Annotated in this window: 11 protein-coding genes; all 11 read right to left on the minus strand. The window is 34.4% G+C overall.

Annotated elements, in window-relative coordinates:
- Window positions 1-19 precede the first annotated feature (19 nt).
- Complete coding sequence (locus BMY18_RS13115; protein ID WP_092454764.1) at window positions 20-691, minus strand: response regulator transcription factor; 672 nt, start codon at window positions 689-691, stop codon at window positions 20-22.
- 132 nt (window positions 692-823) lie between these two features.
- Complete coding sequence (locus tag BMY18_RS13120) at window positions 824-1,879, minus strand: hypothetical protein (RefSeq protein WP_092454766.1); 1,056 nt, start codon at window positions 1,877-1,879, stop codon at window positions 824-826.
- A 111-nt stretch (window positions 1,880-1,990) separates the two neighbouring features.
- Window positions 1,991-2,515 carry a DNA-deoxyinosine glycosylase gene (locus BMY18_RS13125; RefSeq protein ID WP_408645208.1) on the minus strand — a complete coding sequence of 175 codons (525 nt, stop codon included), beginning with the start codon at window positions 2,513-2,515 and terminating at the stop codon, window positions 1,991-1,993.
- A gap of 181 nt (window positions 2,516-2,696) precedes the next feature.
- Complete coding sequence (hemW, locus tag BMY18_RS13130; protein ID WP_242941035.1) at window positions 2,697-3,848, minus strand: radical SAM family heme chaperone HemW; 1,152 nt, start codon at window positions 3,846-3,848, stop codon at window positions 2,697-2,699.
- Between the two features lie 43 nt (window positions 3,849-3,891).
- Window positions 3,892-5,706, minus strand: coding sequence for a translation elongation factor 4 (lepA, locus tag BMY18_RS13135; protein ID WP_092454768.1), 1,815 nt, complete (start codon window positions 5,704-5,706; stop codon window positions 3,892-3,894).
- A gap of 2 nt (window positions 5,707-5,708) precedes the next feature.
- The gene (locus tag BMY18_RS13140; RefSeq protein WP_092454770.1) at window positions 5,709-6,614 is read right to left on the minus strand and encodes an N-acetylmuramoyl-L-alanine amidase family protein; all 906 of its coding nucleotides are present in this window, start codon (window positions 6,612-6,614) and stop codon (window positions 5,709-5,711) included.
- A 264-nt stretch (window positions 6,615-6,878) separates the two neighbouring features.
- On the minus strand, window positions 6,879-7,169 hold the full coding sequence (locus BMY18_RS13145; protein WP_330385986.1) for a DUF1538 family protein: 291 nt from the start codon (window positions 7,167-7,169) through the stop codon (window positions 6,879-6,881).
- Window positions 7,170-7,214: 45 nt separating this feature from the next.
- Window positions 7,215-8,273, minus strand: a complete 1,059-nt coding sequence (locus BMY18_RS13150) for an NAD(P)H-dependent flavin oxidoreductase (RefSeq protein ID WP_092454775.1) — start codon at window positions 8,271-8,273, stop codon at window positions 7,215-7,217.
- Window positions 8,273-10,018, minus strand: a complete 1,746-nt coding sequence (accA, locus tag BMY18_RS13155; RefSeq protein ID WP_092454778.1) for an acetyl-CoA carboxylase carboxyl transferase subunit alpha — start codon at window positions 10,016-10,018, stop codon at window positions 8,273-8,275. Before accA ends, BMY18_RS13150 begins: the two co-directional genes overlap by 1 nt.
- 78 nt (window positions 10,019-10,096) lie before the next feature.
- A complete protein-coding gene (locus BMY18_RS13160; RefSeq protein WP_092454782.1) occupies window positions 10,097-11,440 on the minus strand; it encodes an acetyl-CoA carboxylase biotin carboxylase subunit in 1,344 nt (447 codons plus the stop codon).
- A 185-nt stretch (window positions 11,441-11,625) separates the two neighbouring features.
- Complete coding sequence (gene fabZ / locus BMY18_RS13165) at window positions 11,626-12,048, minus strand: 3-hydroxyacyl-ACP dehydratase FabZ (protein WP_092454784.1); 423 nt, start codon at window positions 12,046-12,048, stop codon at window positions 11,626-11,628.
- Window positions 12,049-12,050: the final 2 nt, after the last annotated feature.

Raw genomic sequence — 12,050 nt, forward strand, 5'->3', positions numbered from 1 at the left:
CTTATTTTCCCTCTCATTTCTAATCACCCATCTTATATCCAAGTCCACGAATTGTTCTTATAATCGTTGGACTTTGAGGATCATCTTCAACCTTTTCACGTAGACGTTTTATGTAAACCGTTAAAGTATTGTCGTTTACAAATTCCCCTGCGATATCCCAGATTTCCTGTAATAGCATATTACGAGATAGGACGGCACCTTTATTATTAAAAAATACAAGTAGTAATCGATATTCAAGTGCTGAGAGAAAAATTTCATTTCCTTTTTTTAATACAATGCCCTTCACTGTATCTACACTGACATCTTCGACTCTAAGAATTAACTGACTATTTCCTTTTCTTCTAAGTACGTTCTTAATCCTTGAAATCAGTTCTCTTGGGCGAAATGGCTTATTGATATAGTCGTCTGCACCCATATCTAATCCTGTAACTACACTAAACTCATCTCCGGAAGCCGTGAGAAAGATTATAGCTACATTTGAATAAGTTTTTGCTGCGGCGCATACTGCGAATCCATTGCCATCCGCCAAAGATATATCTAATAAAACAAGGTCATAACTGCCTTCTTCTAATCTAGTTATTGCAGATTGCTGTCCTGAAACGGACTCTACTAAAAAGCCTTCTTTCTGCAAAAATTCAGTTAGATTGGCAACTATATTTTTATCATCTTCCACTAGTAATATCTTTGTCATTTTTTTTCATCTCTTCTTCCCGTGCCTTAATCTCAAATCAAATACATACAACTCATTAAAGCCAATGCAATCTTCTTTATTTAATTAAATTATTATACCCTATTCATAATTAGAATAGGGTATTTTTATATTTTAAAGTTGTTTATCAACTACGATTCCTTTTGAATCATCAACCGTTAACCTTTGATTATCTACGAGATTTTTTAATTCCACTTGAAACTTTTGCTGCTCACTTGCAGCATTTTGGATCTGGCTCATATTATCTATACTGTTTGAACTACTTGGTCCACTGGTTTTATCTGAATTACTATTATTGGAATTACTATCTGCTTTATTGTTATTTAAAGTTGTATTATTCTGTGCTGCTTTTTCTTTAATTGCCTCTTCTTTAGCCTTTTTCTCAGCTTCTTTCGTAGCCTTTTCTTCTTCCTTATCATGTTCTTCGTCTACATGATCTTTTGCTTCCACAATAAGCATTCCAATAACTTCCCCATTAGCCGTATCTAAAATATCTTTCGCCTCTATATTTGCATCAACCATTGGATGTATCTGTAGAAGTGTATCCGTTATCCCTTTAATTATGCCATTCTCACCCTGCTGTTCATTAGTCGCTACTTTTATTTTTTCTTTCCATACATCTTGAATCTTATCATAATCAAGAATTGCCAGTTGATATTCTGTTTTTGGACCCATTGTCTTAAGTTTTAGTTTTTCCTGATCTGTGAGTTTAACTAATGAGCCTTTTTTTAATGATTCATTTTGTTTTTCAAGCAGTTTAAGATTGCCTTGCTCTTCACTATCATCAGTTACTGCGAAAGATTCTTTCACTTGATGTTTTAAATCCTCAATCTTGTTTACTTCCTTTTGAGACTCCTCTTTTTCAATATTCAATGCACTTATATGCTCACGTCTTAATTTTAAATTATCATCTATTTTTTTATCACTTGTAAATTGGTCTATAATTGTTTTCATTGCCTCTTTATGTGCCTTAACTTTCTTCATTGTAACACTGTCTTGCTGATTCATATTCAGTTCTGTAGCTAATATACTGTCTCTATTTTTGTTATTATCAGTTTTTGATGTATAGTTATTATTAGTAGTATTATTGGCCTGATCACTTCTATTTGTAACACCACTTGTAATACTCCCCTTATAATCAGTTGTTGATTTATTATTTTGAATATTCATTTTTCCCCTCTTTTCCGTACTGCTTTTAAAAAAACATCAACAAACTTATTGATATATTTTTAGTAGTCAAAGAGAGTATCGGAATATTTTTCCAATTAATTAACCTTTGTATTACAAATTGTTTGATTTTTTAATATCTATTAATCCCCATGTATCCACTAGTTGTTCTAACCTGTATGCTGCATTCGCAGGGCTTGTTGAAGGCAATGTTATGATTGGTTTTTTTGTGACTGATTCCGTATATTTTTCATATAATTTTGCTGCAGTCTTTCCATTTGCATATATTTTTTTTATATTGGAATTATTTAAAATCATGCCTAAATCATTTGCGATTACATTTTGAATACTGCTGTCACTCGACCCAACAATATCACAGCTCTCAATTACATCCCATAATGCAATATTATTATCAAAAAGCATTTGTTTCTTTTCCTCATTTGTTTGTGGAATTTCACATTGAAATACCCCTGCAATTACTTTCCAAAAGCGATTTTGAGGATGTCCGTAATAGAATTGCGTTTCTCTTGATTTTACGGATGGGAAAGTACCAAGGATCAGGATTGTTGAATTCATATTATAAATCGGTTGAAATGTATGACTAACACGGTTGTTTGTTGTCTCATTGATAGGTTTTATTTTCAAGTTTATAAATCCTCCTCTATATTTATCAATATAAGTAATACTACAATTCACGTTACACCAAATTCTGATTATATTATATACAAAAAGGACCTTCGCAACAAGCAAATGGTCCTTTTTATTCTAAATATTTATACAATTTTGAACTATCCAAGATTTCAAACCAATAATATCAATATCAAAATAAGAACTCGCACATAACCGAATTACTAACATCAATACCTCTTTGACTTAAGTATATTCTATCATCTGAATGTACCAATAGTTCTTGTTCCAAGAATTTTTTTGTCTGTTTCCCATATATCGAATCATATCTCACGCCAAATCTTTTATAAAAATCTTTAATTGAAATACCATCGATTCTTCTTAATCCTAAGAACATAAATTCTTCCATTTTATTTTCTATTGTAAGATGATTCACTTCAACTTGTATTTTCGATAAATCTATCTTTTCTGCTTGAGATAGATACTTGATATATTCGTTAATATCCTCAATATTCTTATATCTAACGTCGTTGACATATGATGCTGCACCAATTCCAAACCCAATATAATGATTCGGAGCCCAATATGATAAATTGTGACGGCACTCATATCCTGGTTTTGAATAATTTGAAATTTCGTAATGCATATATCCTGCTTTTCCAAGCATTTCATTGGTTAGATAGTACATTTCACGTTCGTTATCTTCGCATGGAATTCTATCCATACCATTCTTTCTTTCCATTTCAATGACTGTATATAATTTTGTTCCTTCTTCAAGAATAAGACTATAGGCCGAAATATGCTCCGGTTCCAAATCGATTACTTTTCTGACAGTATTTTCCCAGGAAGCAGTTGTTTGATTCGGAAGTGCAGCTATTAAATCTATATTAATATTGTCAAATCCTGCTCGTCTAGCCATCTCGTAGCTGTCTTGAAATTGTTCATATGTATGAATGCGCCCTATTGATCTTAATTCTATATTATCAGCCGATTGCAATCCAAAACTAATTCTATTAATCCCTGCAGACTTATAAGCCAAAAGCTTCTTAAGCGATACAGTTCCAGGATTACATTCAATCGTAATCTCTGCTTCAGATTCAACTTCATATTGTTCACGTACAGCTTCCATGATTTGCGAAATATATGTGGGGTCAATTATGGAAGGTGTTCCACCTCCAAAAAACATTGTAGGCACTGGAACAACCGTCTCTGTATGTGATGCCTTAATTTCTAAAATTATAGCTTCAACATATGATTTTATAGTTTCATCATCTGCTGGTGCTGATAAGAAATCACAATAGAAACACTTTTTTGCGCAAAAAGGGATATGTATATATATCCCCATCTGCCTCTTTGAAATGCTAATACTTTTATTGCTAATTGTTGTTTTATTCATCATCTAATTTAAGAACGCTCATAAACGCCTTTTGTGGAATTTCAACATTACCAACTTGTCGCATTCTCTTTTTACCTTCTTTCTGTTTTTCAAGTAGCTTATGTTTTCTTGAAATATCACCGCCATAGCACTTAGCAAGTACATCTTTACGCATCGCTTTAATCGTCTCGCGAGCAATAACTTTGCTTCCAATCGCAGCCTGAATTGGTATTTCAAACATCTGTCTTGGAATCTCATCTTTCAGTTTTTCACACATTTTTCTTCCACGTTCTGCTGCTGTTCCACTATGAATAATGAAAGAAAGTGCATCAACTTCCTCTTTGTTAATTAATATATCAAGCTTGCATAGAGCCGATTTTTCATAGCCCTTAAGTTCATAATCAAATGATGCATAACCTCTTGAACGAGACTTCAAGGCATCAAAAAAGTCATATATAATTTCATTCAATGGAAGTTCATAGCGAAGTAAAGCTCTCGTAGTTTCAATGTATTCCATTCCAAGATATACACCTCTGCGGTCTTGGCAAAGTTTCATGATAGGCCCAACAAATTCGGTTGTCACAATTATTTCCGCCTTTACAATTGGTTCTTCCATAAAGTCGATTTCTGAAGGATCTGGTAGATTAGATGGATTCGTAAGTTCGATAATATCGCCATTTGTTTTATGGACCTTATATATAACACCTGGTGCAGTCGTTACCAAATCCAAATCGTATTCTCTTTCAAGTCTTTCTTGAATTATCTCTAAATGTAACAAGCCAAGAAACCCACATCGAAAACCAAATCCTAATGCAACAGATGATTCTGGTTCAAACTGAAGTGATGCATCATTTAACTGGAGCTTCTCAAGTGCATCCCGCAAATCTTGATATTTTGCGCCATCCGCAGGATATAATCCACAATAAACCATTGGGTTCACTTTTTTATATCCAATCAGAGGCTCCTTGCATGGATTATTGAACTCTGTAACCGTATCACCTACTGCGGTTTCTTTTAGATTTTTGATGCTGGCTGTAATATATCCAACGGTGCCTGCTTCCAGTACATCACAGGGAATGAACTGTCCTGGTCCAAAATATCCAACTTCAACAACATCTTCTACCGCTCCTGTTGCCATCATTTTGATTTTTGTTCCTCTTCTTACGCTACCATGTTTGATTCTACAAAAGATAATAACACCTTTGTATGAATCATAGACACTGTCAAATACAAGTGCCTGAAGGGGTGCATTGATATCACCATCGGGCGCTGGAATTTTTTTAACTATCTGCTCTAAAACCTGATCTATATTAATTCCATTTTTGGCTGAGATAAGTGGTGCATCCTGTGCTTCTATTCCAATGACATCTTCAATTTCTTCAATAACACGATGTGGGTCAGCACTTGGCAAATCTATTTTATTAATTACAGGAATGATATCCAAATTATGTTCTAGCGCTAAATAAACATTTGCTAATGTCTGTGCTTCAACGCCTTGTGCTGCATCTACTACGAGTATCGCTCCATCACAAGCTGCGAGACTTCTTGAAACCTCATAATTAAAATCAACGTGTCCAGGAGTATCAATCAAGTTAAATATATATTCCTCACCATCTTGTGCCTTATAGACAATTCGAACGCACTGCGCTTTAATTGTAATTCCTCTCTCTCGTTCGAGGTCCATATTATCTAGTACCTGCGCCTGCATTTCCCTACTTGTTAATAATCCCGTTTTCTCAATAATTCTATCTGCAAGTGTAGATTTACCATGATCAATATGCGCTATAATACAAAAATTCCTAATATTCTTCTGATTAACCTGTGACATTATTATTTCTCCAATTCATTTATATAATTAATAATACCTTGTGCAATTGATTTTGCGCACTGGTTTTTGTTTGTTGTAACTAATACATTATCCGTAGTATTGGTGATAAACCCCAATTCTATGATACAGCTTGTACATGGACTATCTGAGTTTAAATAGTAGTTCGTATTTCCATTTGTCATAGTTCCTGACTTCACTCCACGGTTGTTTACTGCGGTTATTTTCTTTAGCTGCGATAAAATATTATTTGCAAGTGATTTTGCATCCGTTGGTGTAGAACTGTGAATCCAAGCCTCCACTCCATTTACAGAAGGACTGGTGTCATAATAATTTCTATGAATCGAAATAAATATTGCTGCATTAGCTGTTTTAGCAGTTTCCAATCGTTTTTCTAAAGAGACTGTGTCATCTGAAGTTCTAGTCATTATTACGGTGATTCCTTTTGATTCTAATTCTTTTTGCACTAATTTAGAAATTTCTAAGGTCTGTTCCTTTTCAGAAAAACCATAATATTGGGCACCACCATCAGTACCTCCATGGCCTGCATCAATACATACTATTTTACCATTACTTATTTTTGAAACTGTTGCATTTGTAGTAGTATTTCCGATTTCGTCGTCTTTTACTGCTAATATTTCTTTTGCATTACTTGCTTTTGTTGTATCTGCTTTTGTATTACCTTTGATATCACTATAAATAATTGTTGCAAATATAATAATTGTAACAATCGTAATAAAACCAATTATTTTATCTATCCTTAATTTCCTCTTTTTCTTATGCAATTGATTACTACTAGCTCTACTACTTACTGATATATTATCTCCTGGTATATTTATCTGTGCATTCTGCTGCATCTTTCGATTGACTGTTGTATTAGTTTTTCTCTTCTTATATTCATTAATATTCATAAATAAACCTTTAACTCCGCCTTATTCTACTTTGATATTGCTCATTGCTTACGCGCAAAAATGCTACAATACTATCGCAAGTTGTACTTACTATAGTATTGTAGCATAGAATGGAATCGCTCGCAATCACACTTTTAAGTGGGTTAATTTAATATTAACTATGTTGCTAATATTAAATATTTTTATACATATAACAAACAAAATCAAAGATTATTGACATTTGTAAAAGTTGCTATTAATCATTTATAAATACCATAAGTTTTATTAACATCTTGAACATAAATAATACCATTTCCAGGTTGTGAGTGTAATCATTACGACTTTTCTCTTTACGTATCCGCTTGTAACCTCTTCTATTTGATGTGTTAATACATAAACAGCGGGTTCTGCTAGTATAATAACAACGCCTAGTATAAAACCAACAATAACAACATAAGCTTTATTATCTAAAGAAGCGATGCTAAATCCTAGCGCACTTCCTGCATTCATAAATCCAGCATTAACACCTACTAAAAACAATACGAGTCCCCCAAAAGTAAATAGAATGCCAACCAAAATTCTTATTATAATTCATATATTTTCGAAAAATCAAAAAGTAAATTAGTAATCACTCAAATCATCAAAGATTTCTTGAACTGTTTCCATTTTCTCGCATTTGTAGGCATTTGCTCCACAAAATACCAATCCATTATCAACATTCCCTTTTACTGCACTAATAAGTGCATTCGATATACAATACGGAATATTTGTCTTTTTACATCCCTTAATGCAGTTATAACATCTTTCAATCTTTGTATTTCCTAATAAACTCTTTTTAATAAAATCATTATTAATTGCTCTACCCGGCATACCTACTGGGCTTTTAACAATAATAATATCTTCTTTTTTCGCATTGATATATGCTTGTTTAAATGCATCACTTGCATCGCATTCCTTTGTCGTCACAAATCTTGAAGCAACTTGTATCCCGTCAGCTCCCAGATCCATACACTTTTTAACATCAGCTTTATTAAAAATACCACCAGCAACTATGATTGGAATTTTCTTCGCATATTTTACTGCATATTCTTTCACTGTTTCAATAATACCTTTTATTTCATTATCGTACTCTTCATCAGTTATTGTTTCGAGCTGCTCATTTGTAAATCCAAGGTGTCCTCCCGCTTTCGGTCCCTCAATTACGACCAAGTCAGGCGCTTTTTGGTATTTTCTATCCCACATTTTGCATATTACAAATGCTGATTTTATCGAAGATACAATTGGTGCAATTTTAGTTTTTGATCCTTCGACTAATTTCGGAAGTTCAATCGGTAGGCCTGCTCCACATACAATCAAATCTGCACCCGCTTCAACCGATGCCTTTACGTATTCCTCATAGGATTGTGTAGCAACCATTATATTAACTCCAACAACTCCACCATTGGCTATTTCTCTTGCTTTTCTAATATGTTTCCCAATTGCCCTTAAGTTAGCTTCTAGTGGGTTTTTCTCATAATCATCTTCATCATAACCAATCTGTGCTGTAGAGATAATTCCAACCCCACCAGCAAGTGCAACATGACCAGCTAGATTATATCGACTGATTCCAACTCCCATACCACCTTGAATGATTGGGACTTTGACCTCTAAATCTCCAATTTTAATAGGTTGCAACTTCATTACATTACCCTAAACCTTTCATATCTTTTATCAACGATTTCTTCTTCTGACATACTGCCATAATGAATCATAAACTCTGCTATTTTTCTCTTCATATATAACGTTATTCTCTTAATATTATCAGAGGATACTACTGGATGTTCTAAGATAACTCGATCAATAATTCCAAGCCTCTTAATATCTTCGGCCGTTATTTTCATTACTTCTGCAGCTTCTGCTGCTCTCTTAGCATCTTTCCATAAAATCGAAGCAAAACCCTCTGGTGAGAGAACTGAGTAGATTGCATTTTCAAGCATCCACACTTCATTCGCTACAGCTAGAGCAAGGGCTCCTCCGCTACCGCCTTCTCCAATCACAATAGAAAGTATTGGAACTCGAAGACCCGCCATTTCAAATAGATTTCTAGCGATTGCTTCACCTTGGCCTCTTTCTTCTGCACCAATTCCACAATATGCTCCTGGCGTATCAATGAAACAAATGATAGGTCTGCCAAACTTTTCCGCTTGCTTCATAAGCCTAAGTGCTTTCCTATATCCTTCTGGATATGGCATAGCAAAGTTACGCTTAATATTTTCTTTCGTATTCGTTCCTTTTTGCTGTCCTATCACGGTTACTGGCATCTTGCCAAACATTGCGATCCCACCGACAATTGCTCCATCATCTTTAAAGGCTCTATCGCCGTGAAGTTCATAGAAATCCTTTGTTATATTTGCAATATAATCAAGAGCAGTGGGTCTTTTGTTGTCTCTAGCTAATTGAACTTTGCTCCAAGCATCCAGTTCATTCCTATCTTCACTTATTTCGTCGCTTGTGATGTCTATTTTTTTAGAATAAATATTATCTAAATATTCTTTATATTCTTCCATTTTACTATCTGATTTTTTTAAATGCATTTTTACAATTGAAGAAAGTGTTTGTTTTAAGCTATCTCTTTCTACGATGTTGTCAATAAGACCATGCTCTAATAAAAATTCCGCTCTTTGGAAACCTTCTGGTAAATCCTGACCTATTGTTTGCTTAATCACTCTTGGCCCAGCAAATCCTATCAACGCACCGGGTTCTGCAAGTATAATATCACCTAGCATAGCAAAGCTTGCGGTTACACCGCCTGTTGTTGGGTCTGTAAGAACAGTAACATAAAGGTTACCTGATTCATCATGTCTTTTAAGTGCCGCTGAGGTTTTTGCCATTTGCATTAAAGAAACAATCCCTTCTTGCATTCTGGCTCCGCCTGAACAGGTAAAAATAATCAAAGGTAGATTTTCCTGTGTAGCCTTCGTTACAGCTCTGGTTATCTTTTCTCCAACGATACTACCCATACTTCCCATAAGAAATCTTGTATCACATACACCAATCACTACTGGTCTTCCATCAATCTTTCCCTTTCCAGTAACAATAGCATCATCAAGCCCTGTCTTGTCTTTTAGAAATTCAAGTTTTTCAATGTATCCAGGATATTCCATAGGATTGCTTGGTGTAATATTCGTATCCCACTCTTCAAATGTTCCATCATCAATGACCATCCCAATTCTGCTTCTTGAGTCAAGCCTAAAATAATATCCACACTTTGTACATACCATATTCAGTTTTAACAAATCTTGTGTAAGAATCATTTCCCCACATTTTTCGCATTTTGTAAAAAGGCCATCTGGTACACTAGGAGCATTTTCTTTTTTAATAGCATCCTCACTCTTTCCATCTAGGGAGATATATGTGGTTTTCTTAAACATATCCTTTAATAACATATATAATATCCTTTCACATTCAAACTATTTGAGTTTCAAACTAATTAGGTAAAAATACAAAACAAGTTTTGCATAGAACTACATATCATAATGTTCTTGTATGAAATGTGTATCAACTTTTCCACTTTGAAAATCTTCGTTATTGAGTATCTTATACTGAAAGTCCAAATTAGTGCTTACGCCTTCAATTACAACTTCTCCAAGTACGCTAATCATCTTTTTAATCGCTGACGGCCTATCTCTGTCATAAACCATTACTTTCAGAATCATAGAATCATAAAATGGTGGAATCTCATATCCTGTATAAATTGCTGTATCAATCCTTACACCATTTCCACCTGGAATATGCATATTTGTAATTTTGCCGGGACATGGCATAAAGTTCTTATCTGGATTTTCCGCATTAATTCTACATTCAATCGCATGACCTCTAATCAGTATATCTTCTTGCTTATAGGAAAGTGGTAAATTGGCAGCGATTGAAATCTGCTCTCTAATCAAATCGGTACCAGTAACGAGTTCCGTAACGCCATGCTCTACCTGAATTCTTGTATTCATTTCCATAAAATAGAATTTGTTGTTTTTATCTAAAAGGAATTCAATTGTTCCTACACTTTGATATTTTACTGCCTTAGCCGCACGAATTGCTACTTCACCCATCTGTGTTCTTAATTCATCCGTAATCGCGATTGATGGAGACTCCTCAATCATCTTTTGATGACGCCTTTGAATGGAGCAGTCGCGTTCGCCAAGATGAATCACATTACCAAAATTATCAGCCATTATCTGAAATTCTATATGTCTAGGATTCGCAATATATTTTTCAATATACATTGTATTGTCTCCAAATGAATTAATGGATTCCCTCTGCGCATTGCTAAAGTTATGATCAAATTCTACTGCAGAATTAATGATTCTCATACCTTTTCCACCACCTCCAGAAGAAGCCTTCACAATCACTGGATATCCCATTTCATCAGCAATTTTCTTGCCTAATACGACATCATAGACAGGTTCCTTCGTTCCTGGTACAACTGGCACATTCGCTTTAATCATTGTATTTCTTGCTTCTAATTTGTTACCCATCTTATCGATAATTTTAGCAGATGGTCCAATAAATTTTATATTACAGGTTTCACAAAGTAGTGCAAATTTACTATTTTCTGAAAGGAAACCAAAGCCAGGATGAATTGCATCTGCTTTCGTTGCGATTGTCGCACATATAATACGTTCCATATTCAAATAACTATCCGTTGACGACGCTTTACCTATGCAAATACTTTCATCTGCAAGTTGTGTATGTAATGCTTCTCTATCAGCTTCTGAATATACTGCAACTGTTTTAATGCCCATCTCTCTACATGCTCTAATTATTCTTACGGCAATTTCGCCTCTATTTGCAATTAATATTTTATTAAACATTTTTCCTCATTCCTGTGACATGCTTTAGCAAGGCACAATCTCAAGATTTCTTTCAACTTTATATCCATTCAATATTTCAATTTTATTTATTCGCATTTTGATTGTATTTGGATCTTATATTTAGGTCTTATATTTAGGTCTTATATTTAGGTCTTATATTTAGGTCTTATATTTAGGTCTTATATTTAGCCAATCATAAAAGTAAGTTCAGCATTCATAACAACTTTACCATCAACCGATGCCGTCGCCTTGCCAATACCAAGTGGTCCTTTTTGCTTTACAATTTCACATTCTAGCTTTAAAGTATCACCCGGAACCACTTTTTGTCTGAAACGTGCTGAATTAATTCCACCAAAATACGCAGTTTTACCCTTATTTGCTTCTATCGACAAAATCGCAACTGCGCCAACCTGCGCACATGCTTCAATCTGGAGAACTCCCGGCATAACAGGTTCCTGTGGAAAATGCCCTGCGAAATATGGTTCATTATAAGTAACGCATTTATAACCGACAGCCTTTACGCCTGGTACCAATTCTTCAATTTTATCCACCAATAAAAACGGATGTCTATGTGGAATAATATCCATAATTTCTTTCGTTGTAAGCATAT

The sequence above is a fragment of the [Clostridium] fimetarium genome (assembly GCF_900111235.1).
GTDB classification, from domain to species: domain Bacteria; phylum Bacillota; class Clostridia; order Lachnospirales; family Lachnospiraceae; genus Clostridium_N; species Clostridium_N fimetarium.

Excerpts from the sequence above, each read along its gene's own strand:
- BMY18_RS13115 (WP_092454764.1), bottom strand. The coding sequence starts at position 691 with ATGACAAAGATATTACTAGTGGAAGATGATAAAAATATAGTTGCCAAT.
- BMY18_RS13120 (WP_092454766.1), bottom strand. The coding sequence starts at position 1,879 with ATGAATATTCAAAATAATAAATCAACAACTGATTATAAGGGGAGTATT.
- hemW (WP_242941035.1), bottom strand. The coding sequence starts at position 3,848 with ATGGGGATATATATACATATCCCTTTTTGCGCAAAAAAGTGTTTCTAT.
- lepA (WP_092454768.1), bottom strand. The coding sequence starts at position 5,706 with ATGTCACAGGTTAATCAGAAGAATATTAGGAATTTTTGTATTATAGCG.
- BMY18_RS13140 (WP_092454770.1), bottom strand. The coding sequence starts at position 6,614 with ATGAATATTAATGAATATAAGAAGAGAAAAACTAATACAACAGTCAAT.
- BMY18_RS13150 (WP_092454775.1), bottom strand. The coding sequence starts at position 8,273 with ATGAAGTTGCAACCTATTAAAATTGGAGATTTAGAGGTCAAAGTCCCA.
- accA (WP_092454778.1), bottom strand. The coding sequence starts at position 10,018 with ATGTTATTAAAGGATATGTTTAAGAAAACCACATATATCTCCCTAGAT.
- BMY18_RS13160 (WP_092454782.1), bottom strand. The coding sequence starts at position 11,440 with ATGTTTAATAAAATATTAATTGCAAATAGAGGCGAAATTGCCGTAAGA.
- fabZ (WP_092454784.1), bottom strand. The coding sequence starts at position 12,048 with ATGCTTACAACGAAAGAAATTATGGATATTATTCCACATAGACATCCG.